General features: G+C 35.5%; 22 protein-coding genes and 1 pseudogene. 14 read left to right on the forward strand and 9 right to left on the reverse strand.

What is annotated here, in order from left to right:
* Positions 1–50: 50 nt before the first annotated feature.
* Complete coding sequence (locus GJV77_RS06975; RefSeq protein ID WP_155035655.1) at positions 51–518, reverse strand: CYTH domain-containing protein; 468 nt, start codon at positions 516–518, stop codon at positions 51–53.
* Between the two features lie 100 nt (positions 519–618).
* Between GJV77_RS06975 and GJV77_RS06980 the strand changes: the two genes are divergently transcribed.
* Positions 619–2,709 carry a recombinase gene (locus GJV77_RS06980; protein ID WP_155035703.1) on the forward strand — a complete coding sequence of 697 codons (2,091 nt, stop codon included), beginning with the start codon at positions 619–621 and terminating at the stop codon, positions 2,707–2,709.
* Positions 2,710–2,790: 81 nt separating this feature from the next.
* Here GJV77_RS06980 and GJV77_RS06985 read toward each other — a convergent pair whose 3' ends face one another.
* Positions 2,791–4,641 carry a monovalent cation:proton antiporter-2 (CPA2) family protein gene (locus GJV77_RS06985; protein ID WP_155035656.1) on the reverse strand — a complete coding sequence of 617 codons (1,851 nt, stop codon included), beginning with the start codon at positions 4,639–4,641 and terminating at the stop codon, positions 2,791–2,793.
* Positions 4,642–4,876: 235 nt separating this feature from the next.
* On the opposite strand from GJV77_RS06985, the gene dinB reads away from it, so the two are divergent.
* The 9 genes and pseudogenes from dinB (at position 4,877) to GJV77_RS07030 (ending at position 14,204) form a co-directional block, all read left to right on the forward strand.
* Positions 4,877–5,947 carry a DNA polymerase IV gene (gene dinB, locus GJV77_RS06990; RefSeq protein ID WP_155035657.1) on the forward strand — a complete coding sequence of 357 codons (1,071 nt, stop codon included), beginning with the start codon at positions 4,877–4,879 and terminating at the stop codon, positions 5,945–5,947.
* Positions 5,948–5,956: 9 nt separating this feature from the next.
* Positions 5,957–6,853 (forward strand): S66 peptidase family protein, encoded by an 897-nt coding sequence (locus GJV77_RS06995; protein WP_155035658.1) that lies wholly within the window; start codon positions 5,957–5,959, stop codon positions 6,851–6,853.
* Between the two features lie 8 nt (positions 6,854–6,861).
* A pseudogene (locus GJV77_RS07000) lies at positions 6,862–7,222 on the forward strand (YraN family protein).
* Between the two features lie 291 nt (positions 7,223–7,513).
* Positions 7,514–9,922: a TonB-dependent receptor gene (locus GJV77_RS07005; protein ID WP_155035659.1), complete on the forward strand. Its 2,409-nt coding sequence runs from the start codon at positions 7,514–7,516 to the stop codon at positions 9,920–9,922.
* Positions 9,923–10,008: 86 nt separating this feature from the next.
* Positions 10,009–11,151: a PepSY-associated TM helix domain-containing protein gene (locus GJV77_RS07010; protein ID WP_193563673.1), complete on the forward strand. Its 1,143-nt coding sequence runs from the start codon at positions 10,009–10,011 to the stop codon at positions 11,149–11,151.
* Positions 11,152–11,249: 98 nt separating this feature from the next.
* The gene (locus tag GJV77_RS07015) at positions 11,250–11,660 is read left to right on the forward strand and encodes a BrxA/BrxB family bacilliredoxin (RefSeq protein WP_155035660.1); all 411 of its coding nucleotides are present in this window, start codon (positions 11,250–11,252) and stop codon (positions 11,658–11,660) included.
* A gap of 67 nt (positions 11,661–11,727) precedes the next feature.
* The gene (locus GJV77_RS07020) at positions 11,728–12,459 is read left to right on the forward strand and encodes a lysophospholipid acyltransferase family protein (protein WP_155035661.1); all 732 of its coding nucleotides are present in this window, start codon (positions 11,728–11,730) and stop codon (positions 12,457–12,459) included.
* A gap of 69 nt (positions 12,460–12,528) precedes the next feature.
* Complete coding sequence (locus GJV77_RS07025) at positions 12,529–13,527, forward strand: acyl-ACP desaturase (RefSeq protein ID WP_155035662.1); 999 nt, start codon at positions 12,529–12,531, stop codon at positions 13,525–13,527.
* Positions 13,528–13,553: 26 nt separating this feature from the next.
* Complete coding sequence (locus tag GJV77_RS07030) at positions 13,554–14,204, forward strand: HD domain-containing protein (protein WP_155035663.1); 651 nt, start codon at positions 13,554–13,556, stop codon at positions 14,202–14,204.
* Between the two features lie 50 nt (positions 14,205–14,254).
* Here the strand turns inward: GJV77_RS07030 and pyk are convergent, their stop codons facing one another.
* The 5 genes from pyk to GJV77_RS07055 all read right to left on the reverse strand — a co-directional run bounded on the left by pyk (position 14,255) and on the right by GJV77_RS07055 (position 18,721).
* Entirely contained in the window at positions 14,255–15,685 is a 1,431-nt protein-coding gene (gene pyk / locus GJV77_RS07035; protein ID WP_155035664.1) for a pyruvate kinase, read from the reverse strand.
* A 3-nt stretch (positions 15,686–15,688) separates the two neighbouring features.
* Positions 15,689–16,177 (reverse strand): IPExxxVDY family protein, encoded by a 489-nt coding sequence (locus GJV77_RS07040; protein ID WP_155035665.1) that lies wholly within the window; start codon positions 16,175–16,177, stop codon positions 15,689–15,691.
* Between the two features lie 101 nt (positions 16,178–16,278).
* Positions 16,279–17,025, reverse strand: coding sequence for a ribonuclease III (rnc, locus tag GJV77_RS07045; protein ID WP_155035666.1), 747 nt, complete (start codon positions 17,023–17,025; stop codon positions 16,279–16,281).
* A gap of 12 nt (positions 17,026–17,037) precedes the next feature.
* Positions 17,038–18,291: a beta-ketoacyl-ACP synthase II gene (gene fabF, locus GJV77_RS07050; protein WP_155035667.1), complete on the reverse strand. Its 1,254-nt coding sequence runs from the start codon at positions 18,289–18,291 to the stop codon at positions 17,038–17,040.
* A 193-nt stretch (positions 18,292–18,484) separates the two neighbouring features.
* Positions 18,485–18,721: an acyl carrier protein gene (locus tag GJV77_RS07055; RefSeq protein ID WP_155035668.1), complete on the reverse strand. Its 237-nt coding sequence runs from the start codon at positions 18,719–18,721 to the stop codon at positions 18,485–18,487.
* 197 nt (positions 18,722–18,918) lie between these two features.
* Here GJV77_RS07055 and purN point away from each other — a divergent pair, with 197 nt between their 5' ends.
* The 4 genes from purN to GJV77_RS07075 all read left to right on the forward strand — a co-directional run bounded on the left by purN (position 18,919) and on the right by GJV77_RS07075 (position 23,113).
* Complete coding sequence (gene purN / locus GJV77_RS07060) at positions 18,919–19,485, forward strand: phosphoribosylglycinamide formyltransferase (protein WP_155035669.1); 567 nt, start codon at positions 18,919–18,921, stop codon at positions 19,483–19,485.
* Entirely contained in the window at positions 19,478–19,945 is a 468-nt protein-coding gene (rnhA, locus tag GJV77_RS07065) for a ribonuclease HI (RefSeq protein ID WP_155035670.1), read from the forward strand. The genes purN and rnhA overlap by 8 nt, the downstream gene beginning before the upstream one ends.
* Positions 19,946–20,222: 277 nt before the next feature.
* On the forward strand, positions 20,223–21,152 hold the full coding sequence (locus GJV77_RS07070; RefSeq protein ID WP_155035671.1) for a PfkB family carbohydrate kinase: 930 nt from the start codon (positions 20,223–20,225) through the stop codon (positions 21,150–21,152).
* 62 nt (positions 21,153–21,214) lie between these two features.
* On the forward strand, positions 21,215–23,113 hold the full coding sequence (locus tag GJV77_RS07075) for an amidophosphoribosyltransferase (protein WP_155035672.1): 1,899 nt from the start codon (positions 21,215–21,217) through the stop codon (positions 23,111–23,113).
* Between the two features lie 662 nt (positions 23,114–23,775).
* Here GJV77_RS07075 and GJV77_RS07080 read toward each other — a convergent pair.
* Positions 23,776–25,176 (reverse strand): SLC13 family permease, encoded by a 1,401-nt coding sequence (locus tag GJV77_RS07080; protein WP_155035673.1) that lies wholly within the window; start codon positions 25,174–25,176, stop codon positions 23,776–23,778.
* 161 nt (positions 25,177–25,337) lie between these two features.
* On the reverse strand, positions 25,338–25,943 hold the full coding sequence (locus GJV77_RS07085) for a superoxide dismutase (RefSeq protein ID WP_155035674.1): 606 nt from the start codon (positions 25,941–25,943) through the stop codon (positions 25,338–25,340).
* Between the last annotated feature and the right edge of the window lie 102 nt (positions 25,944–26,045).

The following is a 26,045-nucleotide window of genomic DNA, read 5'->3' on the forward strand; positions in this document are numbered from 1 at the left end:
AAAAAAATCCACACAATGTGTCTTTTAAGAAATAAGTGTTAAAGCTCTTTTTACCAATTTTTAAAGGGATTTTTTGCAATGTAAGAATTGTAGTAACGAATATCTCCTGTAACTTCCTGTCCTAGCCAATCTGGTTGATCAAAAGTTTCGTTTTCATTAGTCAATTCAATTTCGGCTAAAATTAGACCTTCATTATTTCCATGAAAGATATCGACTTCAAAGGTATGTCCTTTAAAATCCACTAAGTATCTCGTTTTGTCAATTACAAAATCTTCACAAAGATGTATAAGTTGTTCAACTTCGTTAATGTCAATTTCCTTTTCCCATTCGAATCGACTAGTTCCTGCTAAATTAGACTTACCTTTTACTGTTATATAACCATGATTACCTTTTATTCTTACTCTTACCGTTCGATTTGAATTCGAATTAAGATATCCTTGTGTTATTTTAGATTTTTTATAACTTTTTGAGATAAAATCATTGGATTTTACCAAGAATTTTCTTTCTATTTCAATCATGTTTATTCAGAATAAAATGTAATTTTATGCCAAGTTACAATGATTAACTTAAATAGCTGTTTTAAAACGAAGAAAAATTATTCGAATGAAATTAAGACATATGTTACAATCGCCTCACGGTGTTGAAGAATTGTTTAATAAGTATGTGATAGACGGCCAAGTATATGCTACGGATGATTTACTATTTATCGTAGATTTAGTTCATATTTTTAGACCCAAGAATGTAAAGAGAATAAATCGTGTATCAATTGATGCATTGTTATCCTATTTAAAAACACATGATGTAGAGCGAAAGGCTATATCAGTATATTTAAAAGAACTCTTATCAGATCGCCATTTTAGTCGTATGGTATCGGATGCTGGAATTCTACAAGATTCTGACTTTTTTTACGAAGTAAAGAAGCGCTTATGGGCAAAAGTATTACCTTATCAGCCAGAAAAGGAAACTTATGAGTACGTATTAAATCAAGTATTTTATAAGCAAACTGATGTAGAGTGGGTTGATACCATTCCAATGGATCAATTGCTTGAGCTCTTTAGCTTGCTAGAATTCGAAGATTTCTTTGTGAGTAATAAGGAAGGGACAGTACTTAGTGAGCTGTTAAACTCAATAGATATTATTACTCAACGAATGAGCGGACGTGCTATGGAAAGTTATATTATCAATATGGTTCCAGAGTATTCCCATTTAGAAAGTCCATTTAGAGCATTAGAAATTGAGTTTAGTAGTGTGATGACTTCTTTTATTAATGGAGATATAAAAGTATTGTTGGATAGTGATATTAGTTATAAGCAGATTGTTATCTTACACAAACAATGTCAGGACTTTGTTAATCAAGCTTTCAAAAATAGTTCGAAATATGGTATCTCTATTAAAGTAAATCAAAGTTTATTGCGCTTGCGTCAGCAACTTCAGCGTGTAAATGTATTAATTTCTCTATTGGTTGTTCAGGAGGATGTTCAAGAACAAAAACAAGTAAATACGATTGATTTAGCTAGACGATTGGTCAAGTATAACTGTTATAAGTATAACGTTACGGGATTGATTAAGGAGAGTACACAGTTGATTTCATATGAGATTACTCAACATACAGCCAAAACAGGAGAACACTATATAACAAATACAGCTAAGGAGTATTGGCATATGTTTCGTGGATCGATGGGAGCGGGTATTATCGTAGGTTTTCTATGTATATTCAAAGTTTATGCACATCATGCAGATGTAAGTGATTTTGGAAAAGCGATGTTGTATAGCTTGAATTATGCTTTTGGTTTTTGTTTAATATATTTAATGGGCTTTACGCTAGCGACAAAACAACCAGCAATGACTGCTTCAACGATCATTAAAGCTATTGAAGATGGTCGTAAACAACACTTGGAAAGTGGAGAAAAGCACGTTGGTTTTGCTAAGTTATTCGCACGCTTGTTTCGCTCTCAGTTTATTGCATTTGTAGGTAACGTGATTTTAGCCTTCCCCGTTGCTTTATTTTTGATATGGGGGATAGATCAGTTGTTTGCAGTTAATATAATGGGCGAAGAAAAAGAGTGGACGAAGATGTTGGTAGATGCTGATCCACTTGCTTCTAGAGCTTTATTTCATGCAGGTATTGCCGGTATATTTCTGTTTTTATCAGGGATTATTTCTGGGAATGTCTCAAATAAAAATAAACATAATAAGGTGTTGTATAGAATAAAAGAACACCCATGGTTGAAGAGAAACTTAGGTCTTCAACGCACCTCTAAGTTAGCTAATTGGGTAGATACAAAATGGCCTGGGATTGTTTCGAATATTTGGTTTGGTGTATTTATGGGAATGTGTGGAACAATAGGTGTTTTTTTGGGTTTAGGTATAGATATTCGACATATAACTTTCGTGAGTGGAAATATCGCATTAGGGTTATACGGATCAGGATTTCAAGCACCAGTTGATATGTTAGTTTGGGCATTTATTGGGATGTGGTTAATTGGTTTTATGAACTTTATGGTGAGTTTTAGTTTATCCATGTTGCTTGCTTTTCGTTCGAGAAATATACCTATTACTGAAACTAAAGATCTTGCTAAGGCGACTTGGAGACATTTTAAAAACTTCCCATTAGAGTTTTTATTGCCAACTGCCTCTGGAGTAATTGAAAATACTACAGTAAGTACCTCAAAAGGAGCAAAAGAAAAAGAAAGTCAAGCGAACAATTAAAGGTTAACTTGATGTATGATGCTTAATTATAAAACATAAAAAAGAGCTAGTTCTTATTGTGAGCTAGCTCTCTTTTCTTTATTAATCTGTTTTCTGCTGTCCATTTCTCTTTTCGGAGAGCTTTTGTTGTAATAGCTCGGACTGCTCAGCAAACTCTATTCTAGACACATTAATATAATCTTCAAGGTTATGGATGTTTTTAGCTAATTTTCGCAGTGACTTTCTATCGCTACTGATGAATAGCTCACTCTGTTGTCTTGCCTCTTCATGGCTAAATCCTAATTTTTCAAGCATTACCGCCCCAACATAGACTGCAGTAAAGAAAGTCTCTCTATAAACTTCTGTTAAACCATCTTGTAGATATTCATAAGCATTTTTTCTGTTCTTTGCACGTACAATGATCTCTACGTGAGGGAAGTTTTCCCGAATAACTTCTACTAACTGTTGATTAAGTTCTGGAGGATCCATAGCAGCAACGATATAATCTGCTTGCTCAAGGCCTATAGACTCAAGTATATTAATTGATGTAGCATCACCATAATAGACATTAAAGTCAAGTTTTCGTAAGTGTTCTACACGCTCAGCATCATTGTCTAAGACAAGGATTGGGATGTCATTAGCTTTTAATAATCTACCAATGGTGTTACCAAAATCTCCAAAACCGGCAATGACAATCTTTTTTTCTGCACTGATATGAGTAAGGTCGTCATACTCTTGATGATCTGTGTCAGAAGGTGTGAGTCCTAGATAAGGTGCAATCCACTTTTCGTTTAACAACATCAAAATAGGTGTGACAACCATAGAAAGTGCAGTTGTGGCTAACATATAGTCATACCATTCCGGAGTAACGAGGTTTATTGTCTTTGCCAATGCAAGAATTACAAAGGCAAACTCACCAATTTGTGATAATAAAATGGCGAATAAGAAGGATTGGTCTTTTGGGAATTTCTTCCATTTTCCTATCGCTAATAAGACAATAGCTTTGATCGTCATTACACTAATTAACAATCCTACGATAATCAGTGGCTCATTGATTATAATATCAAAGTTAATAGTAGAACCTACTGCGATAAAGAAGATACCCAATAAGAGAGCCTTAAAAGGTTCGATATCACTTTCTAATTGATGCTTGTAAGGGTTGTTTGCTAATACGATACCAGCTATAAAAGCGCCTAAAGCAGGGGACAGTCCCACTTGTTGCATTAAGAGAGCTACACCAATTACCAATAGAAGAGCTGATGCGGTATAGATTTCACGAATCTTTAAGCGACCAACAGATTTGAATAGCGGATTAACAATATAATTACCAATTAAAAAGATTACAGAAATAGCACCTAAAATAGCTAGTGTTTTCATGAATACAGGTGCTCCATCTAACCAATTGTCTCCTCCTGTTTGTATTGGAGTTTTTGAAGATACAGCTAATAAAGGGATGATGGCCATCATTGGGATGACGGCAATATCTTGAAATAGAAGTACTGCGAAGCTGGATTTTCCGGCATTAGATTGATTAAGACCTCTTTCTGATATAGTCTGTAAAATTATAGCTGTCGATGACATAGTGATGATGAAGCCAAGGGTAACGGAAGTACCTATAGACATGGAAAGTCCCCAATGTGCTATGGCAGCAACGATTGTTGTGGTTCCAATTAATTGTGCACTACCTAGTCCAATAATCTCATTTTTCATCTTCCAAAACTCCTTTGGATCTAGTTCTAATCCAACTAAAAATAGCATCATCACTACACCAAATTCGGTAGCGTGCATGATGTCAGCACCGTCATTACCTACAAACTTGAATACGAACGGCCCGATTAAGACACCTGCAAATAGGTATCCTAGGACAGACCCCATTCCTAATCGTTTGGAGATAAGAACACATACTACAGAGGCAAATAAGAAGATAAATGCTTGCGTTAAAAAATCATTCATTTGTTTGAGTTATCTTATGGTTAATTGTGAAACAATGAGTTTAAGAAAAAAATAAAACAAAAAACAAAGATTAAGCATTATCGCTTATTATTTTAAGTGTTTTTTTTCATAGCTATTACAAATTTAAAAAAATATTTGACGGTGGGATCTACTTTTGTTTATTAAAAATCAGGTCTTAATTATCTATTTTTAAATCTTTTTAATTAAAAGAGTTAACTTAAATTTGTTTTTAGTTATGCTTCGTAAGATTATACATGTAGATATGGATGCTTTTTATGCTTCGGTGGAGCAGTTAGACTTTCCTGAGTTAATAGGAAAGCCTATAGCTGTAGGCGGAGATGGTGCTCGTGGAGTAGTAGCTGCTGCAAGTTATGAGGCGCGAAAGTTTGGTGTTCGCAGTGCGATTAGCGGAGTACAAGCAAAGAAGAATTGTCCAGGTTTAATATTTGTAAAGCCGAGGTTTGAACGATATAAGGAGATTTCTACTCAGATTAGGCGTATTTTTTATGATTATACTGATTTAGTAGAACCACTAGCTTTAGATGAGGCCTTCTTAGATGTTAGTAACAATAAGATAGGGTGTCCAAGTGCTACTTTAATAGCTTATGAGATTAGGCAACGTATTTATCAGGAGTTAGGTCTAACAGCTTCTGCGGGTATTTCAATCAATAAATTTTTAGCTAAAATTGCTAGTGATTACAATAAGCCGAATGGGCAGAAGACTATCGAGCCCCAAGAAGTAGAAGAATTCCTTGAAGAACTTGAAATTAAGAAGTTTTTCGGTATAGGTAAAAAGACAGCTGATAGAATGTACCACCATGGAATTTTTACAGGAAAGGACTTAAAAAGCAAATCTATTGAATTTTTAATCGAAAACTTTGGAAAGGCGGGAGCAGAGTACTATAACTTAGTTCGTGGAATTCAAGACTCTCCTGTACGACCGAATAGAACAATCAAGTCTCTTGGAACAGAACGTACATTTGATGAGAATCTTTCTTCAGAGATCTTCTTATTAGAGAAGCTTGATGGGCTCGTACAAGAGTTATCGCTGCGATTAAAAAAATCTAATGTTTCAGGAAAGACTGTAACTTTGAAAATTAAGTATAGAGATTTTGTTCAACAAACAAGAAGTAAAACACTTCCTTATTTTATGTCAGATTCAGAATTGATATTAGACGTTGTTAAAGGATTGCTTTTTCAAGAAGAGTTGAAGGATTCTGTGCGTTTGATTGGTGTGACTATATCAAGTTTGAATACTGAAATAAAGAAGCTTCCATTTGTAATCCAATTGGAGTTTGATTTTTAAAAATAAAAGATGATAAAACCAAATTATTTAAAAGAAGGTGATAAAGTAGCTATCGTGTGTACAGCGCGTAAGTTCAGTAAAGAAGAGGCAATTCCAGCAATGGAGTTATTAGCTTCATGGGGGTTAGTACCTGTATTGGGAGAAACTATTGGACTTGATGAACATCAGTTAGGTGGGACTGACGATGAGCGTATCGCTGATTTCAATAAACAACTTAGGGATCCCTCCATTAAAGCGATATGGTGTGCAAGAGGGGGGTATGGTACGGTTCGTATTATCGACCATATTGATTTTGAAGTGTTACTAGCCAATCCTAAATGGATTATAGGTTTTAGCGATGTGACTGTTTTGCATAGTCATATTCATAATTTGGGAGTAGAAACGATACATGGTATAATGGCTTTTAGTGTACCTAAGGCTACAGAGGATTCGAAAGAGAGTTTGCGTAAAATGTTGTACGGAGAAAAGGTTTCGTATGATGTTGATGCGAATAATAATAATATTGAAGGTGCGGTAGAAGGAGTTTTAGTTGGTGGGAATTTATCAATTTTATATAGCTTGTTAGGTTCTGTGTCCAGTATAAAGACAGAAGGAAAAATACTCTATATAGAAGATTTAGATGAATATTTCTACCACTTAGATCGTATGATGCATAATATGGATCGTAATGGTATGCTATCGGGTATTAGAGGATTGATTGTTGGAGGGATGACAGATATGCACGACAATTCGATTCCTTTTGGTTATGATGCGATACAGATCATAAAGAGTGTTTGTGCTCAGTATTCTTTTCCTATTATGTTTGATATGCCTAGTGGCCACGGACAAGAGAATGTAGCTCTACCTTTTGGTGGTAAAGTAAGAATGACTATAACAGCTGAAGGAGCAAAACTAATACAATTGTAAAATTGACTATGGCGGGACACAACGATTTAGGAAAGTTAGGTGAAGCAAAAGCAGTAGAGTATCTTGAAGCAAAGGGATATGTGATACTTGAACGCAATTGGGTAAAACAAGGAAAGGAAATTGATATAGTTGCACTGCTCGATAATGTATTAGTATTTGTAGAAGTTAAGACTAGAAGTTCCTTAGAGTACGGCCTTCCTCAAGAGTTTGTCAAACATCATAAAATAAAAACATCTTTTAACAGCAGCCGATATTTATATCACGATGCATGACCGTGAAGAAGAAGTGCGCTTCGATATTATTGCCGTTTATGCGAATGAAGAGTCTTTTGAGTTAGAACATTTAGAAGACGCATTTTATTTCTTTTAGTGTAGTTTTCCTTTGGTAATTCTTTGTATTTGGAATGAATTAAGAAAAATAAAGATTTAGGATTAAATCTAACCAAGGACAATACATGTTTTATAATTGAATTGCTGTTTAAACCTTTATTGTATATAGTCTCATAGGAGTATATATAAAGACAACTTATGTTAAATTTCGTCTTTCAGAATTTATACTACTTATTTTATTTAAAAAAAGTCTTAATAAAACTTGTTAGTTATTTAGAATGAATTTACTTTTGCTTCGAATTTAATCAGTCTAAATAATTCTTAACAAGAAATGAAAGTAATTTCTACAATAATTTTTAGTGCATGTTGTTCAATTGTTGGATTTGCACAAACTTCTACAATAAAGGGAAGAGTAGTTGATGAGGTTAATAAACCATTGCCTTTTGCTACTATTTATATTGAGAATACAAATATAACGACACAAACGAATGAGAATGGTGAGTACGTTTTGACTGATGTACCACAAGGAAAGCAATCAATTAAAGCATCTTTTGTTGGTTTTTCTTCTTCAGTTAGGGAGTTTAATTTTTCAAAGAAAGAAGAAGTAGCTAATTTCCTATTAGCGAATGATGGTCAGTTAGCCAACATTACTGTATATGGTCGTTCTAATAAGAATGTAAAGAAATTACAATACTTAACTAGATTACCTTTAGGGCTGCAAGATCAAGTGCAGACAATTAGTATTGTATCAGATGAAATAATCAAAGAGCAAGGAGCACTTTCTGTAACGGACGTAACACGTAATGTAGCTGGGGTGACTCAGTTTGCGAGTTACGGAGGTGTAAAAGAGAGTATGTCAATCCGTGGTTTTCGTGGTACGCCTGTATTAAGAAATGGTGTAGCAATGGATTCTGATTTTAGAACTGCTTCAGTTGTTGCAGATATGCAAGGGGTGGAGAGTGTTGAAGTAATTAAAGGTTCAGCTGCTATTTTACAAGGAATAGGTAATGGTCTAGGAGCAGCAGGTGGAGTTATTAACTTAGTAACTAAAACGCCTAATTTTCAAAATAAAAGAGAGGTTAGTTTCCGTGCTGGTAGTTATGGACAAATTAGACCTACAGTCGACATTGAGCAAGTATTAAATAAAAAAGAGACATTATCATTTAGATTTAACGGGGCTTATGAGCGTAATGATGGATGGAGAACTTATGTGAATAATGATCACTATTACTTAAACCCATCGTTGTCTTGGAAGATTGATGACAAGACAAAGTTGACTTTAGAGATGGATTATTTGAATGGAGATTATACACCAGATAGAGGAACTGTGAATTTAGCTCCTGATTTTGTTGATGGATTATATGAAATGCCTCACAACAAATTTTTAGGATATAAACAAGATAATCAAAATGTACAGTCTTTAAATTATATCGCTCGTTTTGAAAGAAAATTATCAGAGAAGTTAAGTATGAGAGTTTCTGCTGTAAACTCAATTTATAAGACAGACGTAGAAAGTTCTTCAATTGGTCTTCTTAAGAAACAAGAAGATATTACAGACTGGAGTGACTATGCACATAGAAAACGTGGATTGAGTAAGAGTGATAGAGATGATAGAAACTCAGTGATTCAAGTTGATTTCGTTGGGAAAGATGTGTTTACTGGAATTCTAAAGCACACTTTTCAAGTAGGGTTTGATTATAGAGAGAATAGGTTAGAAACGCATAATTACGACGCTTATTTAGATGGTAAAATATTCTCTGAAGAGATTAACGTTTTAGAAGATATACACAATAATCGTCCTGATGGAATTGAATATAGAGCTGCAAAGAAAGGAGCATTCAGTGAATCAGTAACTCCTACTTATGGATTTATGGCACAAGACTATATTCAGATTGGTGAAAAATTTAGTGCATTATTAGGTATTCGCTATAGTCGTTTGAATGGTAATACAACAGAAAATGCTACAGTAGATCGTTGGAATCCTGTAGTTGGGTTAATCTTTAAACCACAAGAGAATATTAGTACTTTCGCTTCTTATACAACTACAAGTAGTTTGAGACAGTCAAATTATAAAATGGCTGATGGTGGATTTGCAGGTCCGGCTGATACAAGACAATTTGAATTTGGATTCAAATCCAATTGGTACAATGATCATTTAGGAGTGAACTTTAGTTATTACTTCATTACACAAGATAATTTATTGGCGGAAGTAATGACAGCTGGAGGACAAGGGACGAATACTTACGATAAAGTGGGTAGTTTAAAAAGGAATGGCTTTGAGTTAGAAGTAAACGGTAAGATTACAAATAATCTAGAAGTGATGTTAGGATATGCTAACTTATATGCTAGATATATTGATAGCCCAAAATATGTAGATGGTTCAGCACCAATGAATGCTCCAGAACACAGTGCTAACGGATGGGTTAACTACAAATTTACTGATGGAAAAGTAAACGGACTATCTTTAGGGTTAGGGGTTTACTATGTGGGTAAACGTCCAGTAAATGAGTACTCTCGTACTGCTGATGGACATGGTTCATATGTGAATATGCGTCCATTTGATATGCCTGATTATACAACAGTAAATGCACAAATTGGTTATACATATAAGAATGCTTCTTTAAAGGTATTTGCTAATAATGTATTTAATCAATTAGGATATACTTCATACTACCGTGGAGGATATATTAATGAGATAGCACCAAGAAATTTTGCTGCTCAGTTAACGTACAAATTTTAATATTCTTGTCATAAGATATAGTTAGTTATAATAAGCAAACACGATTTTATAGTTAGTGAAATCGTGTTTGTTTTTTTGATATTTATATGGGAACAAAACACAAGTACACGTTTAGAAAATTCATGAATGATATTCATTTGTGGTTAGGGATAGCTAGTTCAGTTATTCTTTTTATTGTATGTTTGACTGGAACAATTTACACGTATAAAAGTGAAATTCAATACATGCTTGACCCAAGTATGTACAAGGTTTCGGAAGTAAAGGATTCTAAACAGTCAATAGAAAAATTACAGCAGTTTGTTGAGGCTAAATACCAAGGAGATGTTTCTAGAGTAGTTATTCCATATGAGTTAGATGAGCCTTATGTGTTTTCCGTTTCATTTGCTGATAAAGAGAAACGCGGAGAGACAGTTTATTTGAACCCTTATACTAGTGAGGTAATGGGAGAGGGAAGAGGACCTGCAAATGAATTTTTTATGACTGTATTTAAGATGCATCGTTGGTTATTGTTGGATATTAAGATCGGTCGTCCAATTGTAGGTATAGCGACTATTATTTTTGTAGTCTTATCAATTACAGGATTTATTCTTTGGTTACCTAAGAAAGTAAAAGGATGGAAGAGCTTTAAGCCTGGTTTTAAAATTAAGTTTAAGGCAAATTGGAAGCGTATAAATCACGATTTACATAATACTCTTGGTTTTTATACACTTATTTTAGGTTTGATTTTATCGTTTACTGGACTGTGTTGGTCTTTTGAATGGTATAGAGATGGTTTAAGTCAGGTTTTAGGTACCAAAGTATTTGGCGGACGTTCGGAAGTGAAGCCCGTATCTACTATTGTATCTGACGGGAAGACTATCACACTGACAGAAGCTATTGAGTTGGCGAATAAAGAATTACCTTATGAAGCGAGAAAACTTACCATTACTTTTCCTAAAGGGGCAGATGGTAGTTATGAGGTTAGAAAGAATGAATTGGCTCGATTTAATGAATCAGTTACTGATAGAGTATTCATTGATCAATACAGTGGAGAAACGCTATCCAAAGATATATTTGCCGATAAAACGATTGGAGAGAAGATTGCAGCATCTATCCGTCCGTTACATTTTGGTGATATCTACGGTGGTTTTTCAAAGTTTTTCTATTTTATTGCTTGTTTAATAGCGACAAGTTTACCAGTGACGGGTATCTTTATTTGGTTAAATAAAATGAAGAAAACAAAGAAATAATAGTACTCGTTAAAGTATAACATTTCTTTATAATTGTACTATTTCTTTCTTTAAGAAAAAGTGTAACTTTGCTCTATAACCTATTTAGATTAAATATTATGTATCCAGAAGAAATAGTAAAACCAATGCGTCAAGAATTAGTTGATGCAGGATTTGAATCATTACATACAGCAGAAGAAGTAGAAGCAGTAATCGCTAAAGGAGAGACTACATTGGTAGTTGTAAACTCTGTTTGTGGTTGTGCTGCTAGAAATGCTCGTCCAGGGGCAATCATGAGCTTAGCAGGTGCAAAAAAACCGGCTCATATTGTTACTGTATTTGCAGGAGTTGATAAAGATGCTGTAGACGCAGCACGCAAGCATATGTTCCCATTTCCTCCATCTTCTCCGGCTATGGCGCTGTTTAAAGATGGTGAATTAGTTCACATGTTAGAAAGACATCATATTGAAGGGCATCCAGCTGAGGTAATCGCTGAAAATCTTAAAGATGCATTTCAAGAATATTGCTAAAAAAGTAGACCACCATTAAGGGTGGTCTTTTTTTTAATGTATATTTGCTTCTTAACGATAAAAGCAAATGCAAAAGATAATTTCTTACCCAATTTCTGTATTGTTCGTAATTCTGATGCTTGTAGTCTTATACATATTTCAGGCATTACAATGGTTGGCTTTTAACTTATTTGGCTACCAAGCTCATAAGAAGGTTGTTGATGCACTCGTATGGTGGCTAATGTTAGTTACAGGTGTGCTGGGAACTACTTATAAATTTAAAGGTCATAGAGACTTACCGACTGACAAACCAATTATTTTTGTTTCAAACCACCAAAGCATGTTTGACATTCCTATGATTATTTGGTTCTTTAGAAAAAATCACCCAAAATTCGTTAGCAAAAAAGAACTAGGAAAGGGATTTCCAAGTGTTTCTTATAACCTTAAACACGGAGGTTCTGTTTTAATTGATCGAAAAGATGCGAAGCAAGCTTTAGGGGCTATCCGTGATCTAGGGCAATATATAGCAAAATATAATCGCTCTGCTGTTATTTTTCCTGAAGGAACGCGTAGTAGAGATGGTAAACTAAAGCGCTTCTCTGAGAATGGTGTGAAAATGCTTATCAAGTATGCACCTGAAGCTTATGTTGTACCTTTGACCATAAACAACTCTTGGAAGTTGTTTAGATTCGGTAAATTTCCTTTTGGATTACTATCGAATATTAATTTATATGCTCATGAACCAATGAAAATTTCGGAATATTCTTTTGGTGAGATTTTCGAAAAGTGTCAAGAGGATATTAAATCAAAACTAGATTAATACTAACTACCTGACTGCGAAAACAAACTAAACCAAACCCGTTGCAGTACAGGATATAAACCACTATTTATGTCTATTAAAAACGTACGCTTAGAAGTTATGCACTTCTTAGAAAAGAATATCGATAGTTTTGTGGATAACTATCTTATTCCCGTCGAAAAAATTTGGCAACCTTCAGACTTGTTACCTGATTCTGAAAGTGAAGAATTTATTGATGATGTTATTGAATTAAGAGAATACGCTAAGGAACTACCTTATGATTTTTGGGTTGTACTTGTCGGGGATACTATTACAGAAGAAGCTTTACCTACCTACGAATCTTGGTTGATGGATGTTGATGGTGTAAAGCAAAAAGAAGGAGAAGGAGGTAACGGATGGGCAAAATGGATCCGTCACTGGACTGGAGAAGAGAACAGACATGGTGACTTGTTGAATAAGTACTTATACCTTTCTGGTCGCGTAGATATGAGAGAAGTAGAGATTACAACACATCACTTATTGAATGATGGTTTTGATCCAGGTACAGATAGAGATCCTTATAAGAACTTTGTCTTTACAAGTTTCCAAGAATTAGCGACGTATGTTTCTCACCATCGTGTTGCTAAATTAGCGAAGCAATATGGTGATCATAAATTGTCTAAAATATGTAGACTTATTGCAGGTGATGAGATGAGACACCACCATGCTTATTCTGAGTTTGTGGATCGCATTTTTAAAGTTGATCCGAGTGAAATGATGTTGGCTTTTGTGGATATGATGAGAAGAAAGATTACGATGCCTGCTAACCTTATTCGTGAGTCAGGAGGAAAGATGGGAGATGCATTTGAGCGTTTTTCAGATTCTGCACAACGTATAGGAGTATATACCGCACATGACTATGTTGATATTATGGAAAAGCTAATCCAGCGTTGGAAAATTGCGGATTTGACTGATCTTAACGATGAAGCTGAGAAAGCTAGAGATTATCTGATGAAGTTGCCGGCTCGTATGACACGTGTTGCTGAACGAATGGTAATTGATACTACACCTCATGAGTTTAAATGGGTACGCCCAGCTTTGATTAAATAGTGATTTAACTCTAAACTTAAAATAACATGGACAAAAGGATTGATCAAGTGATTCTTTATGTTAAAAAGGAATTAGCAAATGCAGAAAGTGGACATGATTGGTTTCATATCGAACGTGTCTATAAAACAGCTCTAACTATTGCTAGTGAAGAAGGAGAGGTTGATCTGACAGTTGTTAAGTTGATTGCTTTGTTACACGACATTGCGGATAGTAAATTCCATGGGGGAGATGAAACAATGGGGCCTAAAAAGGCGAAAGCATTATTAGAGCAATTAACATTTGATTCGGAGTGTGTCAAGCACGTTGTTTTAGGTATTGAGAATATCTCTTTTAAAGGGGGTAATTTTGATCAAAAGTTTCGTTCGAAGGAATTGGATATCGTACAAGATGCGGATCGCTTAGATGCTTTAGGAGCGATCGGGATTGCACGTACATTCAATTATGGAGGATATAAGAATACAACTATGTATGACCCTACAATTGATCCTGTTTTTGGAATGACTAAGGAGGAGTATAAGAATCATCAAGGGACAACACTTAATCATTTTTACGAGAAACTTTTGAAGTTAAAGGATCTAATGAATACACCTACAGGTATGAAGCTAGCAGAAGGGCGTCATCAATTTATGGAGCGGTTTCTCTCTCAGTTTTATTCAGAGTGGGATGGAAAAGCATAAAAAAAGGAGTCTACTAGAGACTCCTTTTTTTATGCTTTAAAATGAAGGTATTACTTCACTTCAGATATTCTTAATGTATTAACCATACCTTTCTCCACGATTGGCATTGCTGCTAAGTTGATAACCATATCTCCTTTTCCTGCAAACCCTTTTTCTACTACCATATTGTTGATATCGTCAATTGTCTCATCAGTACTTACGAATTTATCGTAATAGAACGCTTGTACACCCCATAGTAAGTTAAGCTGAGTGATAATACGTTTGTTTGATGAGAATACTAGGATATTGCTATTTGGTCTCCATGCAGAGATTTGGAATGCTGTATATCCACTATTTGTTAATGTACAAATTGCTTTTGCTTCGATATCATTAGCCATTAGTGCTGCGTGATAACAGATATTTTTAGTGATATAGCGATTTGTTTTGATAGTGGGTGGACTCTGAGGAACCTTAATCAGTGGTGAGTTTTCAACACTTTGAATAATTTGTGTCATTTTCTCAATTACTTGAACAGGATAGCTTCCTACAGAAGTTTCTCCTGAAAGCATTACTGCATCTGCTCCATCCATTACAGAGTTTGCTACGTCATTTACCTCTGCTCTTGTAGGGGTAAGGCTAGAAATCATTGTCTCCATCATCTGAGTTGCAATAATTACTGGGATACGCGCATTTTTAGCTGCTTGTACTAGTTCTTTTTGAATTAGTGGAACTTCCTGTGCTGGAATCTCTACTCCTAAGTCACCACGAGCAACCATCAGTCCATCACATGTGTTTACGATGTCTTTAATGTTTTTAACTGCTTCTGGTTTCTCAATTTTTGCAATGATTGGAATTTTATGGTCAGCGTGTTCATTGATAAGGTTTTGTAGATCTAATAGATCTTCTGCTGTTCTTACAAATGACAAAGCAATCCAATCTACCTGTGCTTTGATTGCAAAGATTGCATCTCTAATATCTTTCTCTGTTAAAGCTGGAAGAGATACTTTAGTCATTGGTAGATTTACTCCTTTTTTAGATTTAAGAGGTCCTCCTTGAATAACTTTTGCTTTAACTTCGTCTGTTTTGTTAGTCTCTAATACTTCAAAGATTAATTTACCGTCATCTAGTAAGATGCGCTCTCCAGGGTTAACGTCCTGTGGAAATTGTTGATAGTTCATATAAACGCGTTCAGCATCTCCTTTGAACTCTTCTTTTGTAGAGAAAGTAATGACATCTCCAGGATTAACGATTACATCTTCTGCCATCACCCCTACACGTAATTTCGGCCCTTGTAAATCTCCTAAGATTGAAGTTGTGTATCCGTATTCATTGTTTAGATCACGGATAATATTTATTTTCTCCTGTACGTCAGTGTAATCTGCGTGTGAGAAGTTAATTCTAAATACGTTTACACCCGCCTTAATCATGTTATGCAACACCTCTTTTGAACTTGAAGCAGGTCCTAATGTTGCAACGATTTTTGTCTTCTTTTGTGCTACCATATTTTAAAAAATTAGGTTTTTTCTATTTTTGATTTGATCCTGTCTAATTTCGTAGGCAGTTGAAAATATTTTAATTGAATTTAGCTTTTCAATGACTGTGCCAATGTTAAAGTACTCATCTATTTCCTCTATCTTTATCAGATAGTCTACATTTTTTAACTCAGGCACTAAATACCCTTGTTTGGTTATTGCATGTTTTTTATCGCTGAATAGTGGGGAGTCTATATCTGTATCTGGCTTTATAAATGCTTTATTTGACACAATCTTCCATAAGATATGATGATCGTTATCTTCATATTCAAAGTGAGAAAAATTAGCAATACCTTCTTCTGTTGTTAAAGCAATGTCATTCTTTTCTTTTTCAAAATACAAGTCTAAGGTAGCGTTTATAAAGTAGACAACTTTGTAGTCTTCTTTTCGGGAAGAATGGATAGCTATTAACTTATAATCGTCTGTATCAAAATCAGCTAATGTTAATTTTGGAGTAGCCATAGAGAATGTTTTTGATATACAAATATACGATATATATGTGCTTTTATGAAGCTAACTTGTATGCTTGTTATTATCAAATTGTTAATGAATTTACGGTCGATCTATTTGCTGATTTTTTCTTGCAATGCAAAGTAGGCGCGTTGAGCAGCTTTTTCTTCTGCTTTCTTTTTAGAGGTAGCTCTAGCTCTAGCGACAACTTTGTCGTCGATGTATAACCTTACGCCAAAGTATTTTGTGTCTTCAGCGGTATCTTCTTCGAATGTATCAAATTTGAAAGAGTGTTTGTTTTTCTGACACCACTCGATTAGCAAACTTTTATAACTAGTAATTTTTGTTTCTAGCTCTTCGATATCAGCCACTTTTGAAAGGAGTTTTTCGTGTATGAATCGCTCGCAAGCGGGGTATCCGAGGTCTAGGTAGATTGCGCCGATCAGAGCTTCTAATAAATTGCCGTGAATGTTATCACCAAATTGTTGATTGCCCATTTTGCTTTCTACATTCGAAATCAAATCAAGCTCTTTACCAAGGGCATTTAAATTTTCTCGGCTAACTATTTTAGAGCGCATTTTAGTTAAGTACCCCTCGTCTCCATATGAGACTTGTAGGTAGAGATAAGAGGCTATGACAGACCCTAACATCGCATCGCCTAAAAACTCTAAGCGTTCGTAGTTGATAGGATTTCCATGTTCGTCCACTATGTTCATTGAACGATGTGTAAAGGCCAATCTATAGTATTTAGCATCAGCTGGCTTTATCCCTGTTATTTTAAATACTGTGCGACAAAAATTCCCGTCTTCATCTGAAAGACGGGAATTTTTCATGAACTTATTTAAAAGCTTACTCAACATAATGAGATATGCTTAGTTTTCTAATTTTTTAACCAATACACATGCATTGTGTCCACCAAAACCAAAAGTATTACTCATACCAACTTTAACATCGCGCTTTTGTGCTTTATTAAAAGTAAAGTTAAGTTTCCCATCAATTTGATCGTCATCAGTGAAGTGGTTGATTGTTGGAGGTACTATTCCGTGTTCGATAGATAAGATTACAGAAATAGCCTCAATCACTCCAGCAGCTCCTAGCAAGTGACCTGTCATTGACTTTGTCGAGTTCAGGTTCATGTCATAGGCATGCTCCCCAAATACGTTTATAATCGCTTTAGATTCTGCAATATCACCTAGCGGTGTTGAAGTTCCATGCATGTTCAATACATCTACATCTTTAGCTTCTAATCCAGCATCTTTTAGACAGTTGATCATCACGTTTGTAGCTCCTAGTCCTTCAGGATGTGGGGCTGTTAAGTGATGAGCATCAGCTGACATACCACCTCCACCGATTTCACAGTAGATTTTTGCTCCACGAGCTACAGCATGTTCGTATTCTTCTAAGATGATAGCTCCTGCTCCTTCTCCTAGTACAAATCCTTCTCTGTCTTTATCCATTGGTCTAGAGGCAGTTTTTGGATCATCATTACGTGTAGATAAGGCGTGCATAGCATTGAATCCTCCAATACCTGCAATAGTTACAGCTGCTTCCGATCCTCCTGTTACGAAGATATCGGCCATACCTAAACGTATATAGTTAAATGCATCGATGAGAGCATTAGTTGATGATGCACATGCAGAGACAGTTGTGAAGTTAGGACCTCTTAGTCCGTATTTCATTGAAATATGTCCTCCTGCAAGATCCGCAATCATCTTCGGGATAAAGAACGGATTGAATTTAGGAACTCCATTTCCTTGTACGAAGTTTGTTACTTCATTTTGGAAAGTTTCTAATCCTCCGATTCCTGAACCCCAGATAACACCAGCTCTATCTAAATCAATAGTGTCTAAATTTAATCCTGAATCTTTGATCGCTTCATCTGCACTTACCATAGCATACTGTGCATAACGGTCCATCTTACGTGCTTCTTTACGCTCAATAAAATCTTCTACATTGAAGTTTTTGATTTCACACGCAAACTGAGTTTTGAAATTGGTAGCGTCAAAATATGTAATGGGTGCAGCTCCGCTTACTCCATTAACTAGGTTGTTCCAATACTCTTGAATATTATTTCCAATTGGCGTAAGGGCACCTAAACCGGTTACAACAACTCGCTTTAATTTCATAAAACTTAAATTTATGGTTTTTAATAAAAAAAACCCCAATTTTCACTTTGAAAAAAGGAAACGTGGGGTAGTTTGTTTGATGTATTTGTTAGATTGTTTCCAATCTGTCCTTTTTTGTACTTAAAAACTAGCTGACATTAAAAATAATAACGCCCACGTGTTTACCGAAATAGACACGTGGGGTATTAAGTTATTATTTTTTAGCTTCTTCAATATAAGAGATAGCTTGACCAACTGTAGAGATGTTTTCTGCTTGATCGTCTGGAATTTGAATGTCGAATTCTTTTTCGAACTCCATGATAAGCTCAACAGTATCTAAAGAATCAGCTCCTAAATCATTATTGAAGCTTGCTTCTGCTACAACTTCGTTCTCGTCAACTCCTAATTTGTCAACGATAATCGCTTTTACTCTTGATGCAATGTCTGACATAATCTTTAATTTTAAATTTAATTTCCTTTGGCAAAAATAAAAAACTTTATTTTAAAACCTTATTTTCAATGTTAATTGTCGGTGCGAAATTATGAAAATAATTAATACTTCTAGCTATTTTTCTATTTATTGTCACATATTATTCTTTTTTTTGTACTCAATTCTAATATGTATTATTGACTTTTAAAGCATTATTTATGAGAAAAATAGCTCTATTCGCTTCCGGTTCAGGGACTAATGTTGCAAACATTATTAAATATTTTGACGATAAATCAATTCCGAACCAGTATCTTGTTTTGGTTAATAATCCGAATGCTAAGGTAATAGAAAAAGCGCAAAAAAGAAATGTGCCTGTTGCGATTTTTAATAGAGAAATGTTGAATGGACAGGAGGTTAAACGTATTTTAGATGAGTTTGCGCCTGACTTAATTGTTTTAGCTGGTTTTTTATGGAAGTTTCCAGAGGCTATTATTGCTGACTATCCAAATCAAATAATTAATATTCACCCTGCCTTATTGCCTAAATATGGTGGTAAAGGTATGTATGGGCATTATGTTCATGAGGCTGTATTGGCTAATAATGAAGTAGAGACGGGGATAACAATCCATTATGTAAACGAACATTATGACGAAGGGGGGATTGTTTTTCAACAAGCTACTTCCGTTGTTGGTTGTAAGACGTGGGAAGATATTGCCAAAGAAGTACAAGTGTTAGAGCATACTTACTTTCCTGTTGTGATTGAAAAGTTGTTATTTGATGAGTAAATATCAAGTTATTCTATATACAGATGGTTCGTCACGGGGTAATCCTGGTCCAGGAGGGTATGGTCTTATACTTGAATGGGCTGGTCGAAATGTATTTAAAGAGTTTTCACAAGGATATCGACTGACTACAAATAACCGCATGGAATTGATGGCTGTTATCGTTGGATTAGAAAAGCTTAAAAATGCAGGAACAACAGTATTGGTTGTTTCGGATTCAAAATATGTAGTCGACGCAGTGAGTAAAGGTTGGGTGTTTGGCTGGGAAAAGAAAGGTTTTAAGGACAAGAAAAATCCCGATCTATGGATGCGCTTTCTGCGTATCTATCGACAGCATAAGGTATCTTTTCAATGGGTTAAAGGTCATAATGACCATCCGATGAATGAGCGTTGTGATCTGCTGGCTGTTCAAGCGGCTACTTCAACGAAACTTCTCATCGATGAAGGATACGAAAGTGATTAAAGTAAATATATTGAAAAAAAAACGAGTATTGTCTACATAGGTAATGCTCGTTTTTTTATCAATATACTCATAGTCTTTCTTTGTCGGAAAAAGCAGGCTGTTATTTTTTTAATAGAAGAATAGTGTTTAACAGAAAATCGTTAGTTCTTTTGGTGTATTGTTAAGTTCCCTAAGGAAAATTTCAGCTCCAATTTGCGTATACGATTAATTCTCTATTAAATTTTGTAGTCAAAAAAGTATTGCCCTATATTTGCAGCTTTATTTCTTAGCAAAAAATATGAACAAATTACTGATCGTGGGGACGGTAGCCTTTGACGAGATTGAAACTCCATTCGGAAAAACGAATAAAGTTTTGGGAGGTGCAGGGACGTATATCGGATTATCAGCCTCTCACTTTAATATAAAATCGGCAATTGTTTCTGTCGTGGGGGATGATTTTCCTCAAGAATACCTTGATTTACTGAAGAGTAAGAATATTGAGACTTGTGGGATTGAAGTAGTAGAAGGAGGTAAGACATTCTTTTGGAGTGGACGTTATCACAATGATTTGAATTCTAGAGATACGCTTGATACACAATTAAATGTATTAGCTGATTTTAACCCTGTAGTACCAGAGGATTTTAAAGATAGTGATGTTGTAATGCTAGGGAATTTACACCCAAACATCCAAATCAGTGTATTAGACCAGCTAACGGCTAAGCCAAAATTAGTTGTGCTAGATACAATGAATTTTTGGATGAACTGTGCCCTTGATGAATTGAAGACTTTATTGAAGCGCATTGATGTGATTACGATTAATGATGAAGAAGCGCGTCAGTTGTCAGGTGAATATTCATTAGTTAAAGCAGCAGAAGTAATTCAAGCGATGGGACCCAAGTATGTGGTAATTAAAAAAGGAGAGCATGGTGCATTGTTGTTTTCTGGCAATGATGTGTTTTATGCACCAGCATTACCACTGAAAGAGGTTTTTGATCCTACAGGTGCAGGGGATACGTTTGCAGGTGGTTTTACAGGCTACCTAACTCAAACACATAATGTATCGTTCAACAATATGAAGAACGCTATTATATTTGGATCTAATTTAGCGTCCTTCTGCGTCGAAAAATTCGGTACAGAACGCATGGAAGAACTGACAAGAGGTGAAGTGCAGACACGATTACAAGAATTTAAAATGCTAACTCAATTCAATATTGAGCTAACTAAATAAAAAAGGGCCTCATTGTGGGGCTTTTTTTAGTCAAAATAACACTTAACACACAACTAAAATTTATGAGTGACGCACTTAAACACGAATGTGGGATTGCTTTCTTACGATTAAAGAAACCCCTTTCTTATTTTAAAGAGAAGTACGGAAGTACGTTCTACCCGATACAGAAAATGTACTTGATGATGGAAAAACAGCACAACAGAGGCCAAGATGGTGCTGGATTAGCAAGTATAAAACTGGATATGAATCCAGGAGAGAGATATATCAGTCGTGTTCGTTCTAATAAAGCACAACCTATTCAAGATATCTTTTCACAGATTAACGAACGCATCAATCAAGAGATGATTGATCATCCTGAATATGCGGACAATGCTGATTTACAGAAGACTCACATTCCTTACTTGGGAGAAGTTTTCTTAGGTCATGTGCGTTATGGAACTTTTGGTAAGAATAATATTGAAAGTGTACACCCTTTCTTGCGTCAAAACAATTGGGTGCACAGAAATCTTATCGTAGCGGGTAACTTTAATTTGACGAATGCTAGGGAGTTGTTTAACGACTTGGTCAGTTTAGGGCAACATCCAAAAGAGATGTCGGATACTATCACTGTGATGGAAAAAATTGGACATTTCTTAGATGATGAAGTAAATGATTTATACTATAAAGTAAAGCAAGAAGGTTTTTCTAAAAAAGCTGCTTCACCGAAGATTGGTGAGCGCCTAGATGTAGCTCGTATCTTAAAGCGCGCTTCAAAAAATTGGGATGGAGGTTTTGCTATGGCGGGTATGATTGGTCATGGAGATGCTTTCGTTTTGCGTGATCCAGCAGGTATTCGTCCAGCATTCTATTTTGAAAATGACGAGATTGTTGTCGTTGCTAGTGAGCGTCCAGTAATCCAAACAGCCTTTAATGTACCATTTGATTCTATCAAAGAATTAGATCCTGGAAAAGCAATCATTATTCGTAAAGATGCGTCAGTTCACTTTGAGCAAATTTTAGAACCTCTTCCTTTAAAGGCGTGTTCTTTTGAACGTGTGTATTTCTCAAGAGGGAATGATGCAGATATCTATCAAGAGAGAAAAGACTTAGGAAAGCTAATCTTTAAAGATGTTTTGGAGGTTATCAATAATGATACGGATAATTCAGTATTTTCATATATTCCTAATACCTCTGAGACTTCATTCTTTGGTATGGTAGAAGGAGCACAAGATTTCTTAAACCAACGCAAAATTTCAGATATTCTTGCAAATAAAGGGAATCTGTCAGAAGAGAGATTGAGAGAGATCTTGTCTGTGAAACTGAGAACAGAGAAAATCGCTGTAAAAGATGCGAAACTTCGTACGTTTATCACTGATGATAGCAGTCGTGATGACTTAGTGGCTCACGTATATGATGTGACTTATGGTGTGATCAAACCGACAGATAATTTGGTTATTATCGATGATAGTATTGTAAGAGGTACGACGTTGAAGAAAAGTATTATACGCATGCTAGATCGTCTAAACCCGAAACGCATTGTCGTTGTATCAGCTGCACCTCAAGTGAGATACCCAGATTGTTATGGTATTGATATGGCAAAACTAGAAGGGTTAATCGCTTTCCAGGCGGCTATTGAATTGCTGAAAGAACGAGGGTTGTCACACGTTATTGAGGAGGTGTATGCGAAGTCGAAAGCGCAAGCTGATCTTCCAGATAGTGAAGTGGTAAATTTCGTAAAAGAAATCTATGCACCATTTACAGATAAGGAGATTTCGGATAAAATTGCCTCTATGGTGACAGACGAAGGAATTAAGTCTGAAGTGAAAGTAGTCTTCCAATCAGTAGAAAACCTACATGTGGCTTGTCCTAAAAACTTAGGAGACTGGTACTTTACAGGAGACTATCCTACAAAAGGTGGAAACCGCGTAGTTAACCGTGCATTCATTAATTACTTTGAAGGTATTGACGAAAAGCCGTACTAATAGAAATTAACTGCTTTTTTTATGCGGATTGACTTGGTGTTATTCGCGTTGTAATATATTGCATTTGTAGATGGAAAAACTATAGTTTAATTACAGCAAGAATAGTAGGAGCTGTGCCCTATTCAGCGCTTTTAGGCTTATTAGAGGAGGGTTCGAAGGGAATTGTTCGGTAAAAGCTCGTTCTGCCCAATAATTGTAGGGGTATTCTCGACGAATTGCCGAAGAACTTTAAAAAATCACTCGTGTTTGTTGACTTTAACAGGTGTTGATAAGTGTGTTTAAAATTCTTGATTTTATGTAAGTTATTGATTATTAGTATTTTTTATGGGGTGTTCGATTTAAAAAAAGGGCCTTGTTTTTTGTAATTGTTCTTATAATTACTTCTTTAAGGTGTGCTTTTGGAAAAATAGCGAGTGTTTTTAGGTTACAAATAGGTTTTCTAATCGCTTTTGTCATGAGAATAAGGAAAAGATAGCTTCTTTTTTAGATATTGAAAGAATGTTGATTTGGCGGGTGTTATTAAATAGAATTGTAAATTAGGGGGTATGAAGGAGCTAACTATTATTTGAAGATGTTTTAATCAAACATAGCTAATATTGATAAAACACAAACGAGCGCCAATGCGCTCGTTTGTGTTTTTATGGTATTAAAAGTGAGGTGGATTACATCCAAAAGAAATAAACAATTGAGGCGATGATAATCGCACACAGAATGTTTAGGAAGAAACCAGCTTTCATCATTTCGGTTTGTTTGATATCTCCTGTACCAAATACAATAGCATTCGGTGGTGTAGCTACCGGTAGCATGAAGGCACACGAAGCTCCTAATCCGATAATCATCGACAAGGCTAATGGTGGCATACCCAGTTCTTCAGAGATAGAAATGAATAGAGGGACTAGTAGTGCGGCACTAGCTGTATTTGAGGTAAACTCTGTCAGGAAGATAATAAAGAAAGCAACAACTAGAGCGATGGTAAAGAACGAATGCTCTGAGATCATCGAAACTAATAGGTTGGCTAATACTTCACTAGCACCTGAGTTTTTTAGTACGGTACTCAAGGTAAGCCCTCCTCCAAATAAGAGCAGTACTCCCCAATCAACGTTGTGCTGTAGTTCTTTCCATTTAGAAACCTGACTCAAACAGATAATAATAAAGGCTCCAAGAGAGATGAAGGTATCGAAACTTTTAAATTCTTTCGCTTCATATCCTACTAATTCGGCAAATATAGGGTTGATTTGCTTGCTAAATATCCATGAAAGAGCGGTTGCCAAAAATATGATAAGTGTAATCCAACGATCGGTTGTCATAGGAATATCTTTATTGACAGTCTCAAATTTAAAATTTAGCTGAGGTTTGAAGATGAGATAAATTACCCCAATCATCAAGGGTAGTAAGATGACTACCATTGGCATTCCCATTTTCATCCAATCGGCAAAGGAGATATTTAATTGAGAAGCAACGATGGCGTTGGGTGGGCTACCAACGACAGTTCCCATTCCGCCAATGCTTGCACTATAAGCAATACCTAGCAATACAAAGACATAGGTACTTCTGAATTTTTCTTTGTCAAGCTGTCCCAACACTCCGATCACCAATGGTAGCATCATGGCTACTGTAGCGGTGTTGCTAATCCACATGGACATAATAGCGGTAGTGAGGAATAAGTAAAAAGCAGCTAGCGATAGTTTACCTTTGGCTAAATACATAATCTTATTGGCGATAATCATGTCGAGCTTTTGCACGTGTAATGCACCTGCTAATACAAATCCTCCTAAGAATAAGAAAATAGTAGGATCAGCGAATGAAGCTAAAGCAGGTTTGGTGTCGGATAGCCCGAGCGCGATAGCAAGTACGGGGACAAAGATCGCCGTGGTCGTCACATGAATTGCTTCGGTTAACCATAGTACCGCAACGAAAATTAATAAGGCAAGTCCTTTATTTACTTTTGGCTCGAAGGGTAAGTAGTTAATAAAAACAAATAAGAAAATAATATTTAGCGCTATTATAGCATAGTTGCGGATAGACTTTGCAGGTCTTCTTTCTGGTTCATAGTCCAAATGCATTATCTTGAATTTAATTGTGTTAATTGTTGTTAAAGTTAATGGATTTGATTGATATAAAATAGATAATTTTTATTTATCTTAAATATAACGTGTTATTTTTGGTTTTACACAAAAAAAGGCCTTCACATCGTGAAGGCCTATACTATAATCAGTAAGCTAGATTATTTAGCTTCTGCGTATCTTCTTGCTACCTCTGTCCAATTGATCACGTTAAAGAAAGCTGTGATATAGTCAGGACGACGGTTTTGGTAGTTTAAATAGTAAGCGTGTTCCCAAACATCCATTCCTAAGATTGGAGTACCTTGACAAGCTACACCTGGCATAAGAGGGTTGTCTTGGTTTGGTGTACCACATACTGCTAGTTTACCATCTTTTACACATAACCATGCCCATCCAGAACCAAATTGTGTAGCTCCAGCTTTAGCGAAAGCTTCTTTGAAGTTAGCAAATGAACCAAAGTCTTTGTTGATTGCGTCAGCTAATTCTCCTGTAGGCTCTCCTCCTCCGTTTGGAGTCATCACAGTCCAGAATAAGTTATGGTTGTAAAAACCACCACCATTGTTGCGTACTGCACCATTTGTCATATCAAGATTTTTAAGGATTTCTTCGATAGATTTTCCTTCTAAATCAGTTCCAGCAATTGCTGCATTTAAGTTTGTTGTATAAGCATTATGGTGCTTAGTATGGTGGATTTCCATTGTGCGAGCATCAATATGTGGTTCTAATGCATCGTATGCATAAGGTAATTTCGGTAATTCGAAAGCCATAATTCGTATTATTTAAAGATTAGTATTATTTTTATTTCAAATTTAGACAATTTCTACGTAATATGAAAAGTTAGAGTGTTTAATAAAAGTTAACTTATAGTA

It is taken from the genome of Myroides pelagicus, assembly GCF_009711055.1.
Taxonomy (GTDB): Bacteria; Bacteroidota; Bacteroidia; order Flavobacteriales; family Flavobacteriaceae; genus Flavobacterium; species Flavobacterium pelagicum.

Bases quoted from the DNA above. Each gene is read 5' to 3' on its own strand.
- fabF (WP_155035667.1), bottom strand. From the start codon at position 18,291: ATGAAATTAAAGCGAGTTGTTGTAACCGGTTTAGGTGCCCTTACGCCA.
- GJV77_RS07030 (WP_155035663.1), top strand. From the start codon at position 13,554: ATGGACAAAAGGATTGATCAAGTGATTCTTTATGTTAAAAAGGAATTA.
- GJV77_RS07040 (WP_155035665.1), bottom strand. From the start codon at position 16,177: ATGGCTACTCCAAAATTAACATTAGCTGATTTTGATACAGACGATTAT.
- GJV77_RS07015 (WP_155035660.1), top strand. From the start codon at position 11,250: ATGTATCCAGAAGAAATAGTAAAACCAATGCGTCAAGAATTAGTTGAT.
- GJV77_RS07055 (WP_155035668.1), bottom strand. From the start codon at position 18,721: ATGTCAGACATTGCATCAAGAGTAAAAGCGATTATCGTTGACAAATTA.
- pyk (WP_155035664.1), bottom strand. From the start codon at position 15,685: ATGGTAGCACAAAAGAAGACAAAAATCGTTGCAACATTAGGACCTGCT.
- GJV77_RS07025 (WP_155035662.1), top strand. From the start codon at position 12,529: ATGTCTATTAAAAACGTACGCTTAGAAGTTATGCACTTCTTAGAAAAG.
- GJV77_RS07085 (WP_155035674.1), bottom strand. From the start codon at position 25,943: ATGGCTTTCGAATTACCGAAATTACCTTATGCATACGATGCATTAGAA.
- rnc (WP_155035666.1), bottom strand. From the start codon at position 17,025: ATGTTGAGTAAGCTTTTAAATAAGTTCATGAAAAATTCCCGTCTTTCA.
- purN (WP_155035669.1), top strand. From the start codon at position 18,919: ATGAGAAAAATAGCTCTATTCGCTTCCGGTTCAGGGACTAATGTTGCA.
- GJV77_RS07070 (WP_155035671.1), top strand. From the start codon at position 20,223: ATGAACAAATTACTGATCGTGGGGACGGTAGCCTTTGACGAGATTGAA.
- GJV77_RS06975 (WP_155035655.1), bottom strand. From the start codon at position 518: ATGATTGAAATAGAAAGAAAATTCTTGGTAAAATCCAATGATTTTATC.
- rnhA (WP_155035670.1), top strand. From the start codon at position 19,478: ATGAGTAAATATCAAGTTATTCTATATACAGATGGTTCGTCACGGGGT.
- GJV77_RS07080 (WP_155035673.1), bottom strand. From the start codon at position 25,176: ATGCATTTGGACTATGAACCAGAAAGAAGACCTGCAAAGTCTATCCGC.
- GJV77_RS07020 (WP_155035661.1), top strand. From the start codon at position 11,728: ATGCAAAAGATAATTTCTTACCCAATTTCTGTATTGTTCGTAATTCTG.
- GJV77_RS07075 (WP_155035672.1), top strand. From the start codon at position 21,215: ATGAGTGACGCACTTAAACACGAATGTGGGATTGCTTTCTTACGATTA.
- GJV77_RS07010 (WP_193563673.1), top strand. From the start codon at position 10,009: ATGGGAACAAAACACAAGTACACGTTTAGAAAATTCATGAATGATATT.
- GJV77_RS06995 (WP_155035658.1), top strand. From the start codon at position 5,957: ATGATAAAACCAAATTATTTAAAAGAAGGTGATAAAGTAGCTATCGTG.
- dinB (WP_155035657.1), top strand. From the start codon at position 4,877: ATGCTTCGTAAGATTATACATGTAGATATGGATGCTTTTTATGCTTCG.
- GJV77_RS07005 (WP_155035659.1), top strand. From the start codon at position 7,514: ATGAAAGTAATTTCTACAATAATTTTTAGTGCATGTTGTTCAATTGTT.
- GJV77_RS06980 (WP_155035703.1), top strand. From the start codon at position 619: ATGTTACAATCGCCTCACGGTGTTGAAGAATTGTTTAATAAGTATGTG.
- GJV77_RS06985 (WP_155035656.1), bottom strand. From the start codon at position 4,641: ATGAATGATTTTTTAACGCAAGCATTTATCTTCTTATTTGCCTCTGTA.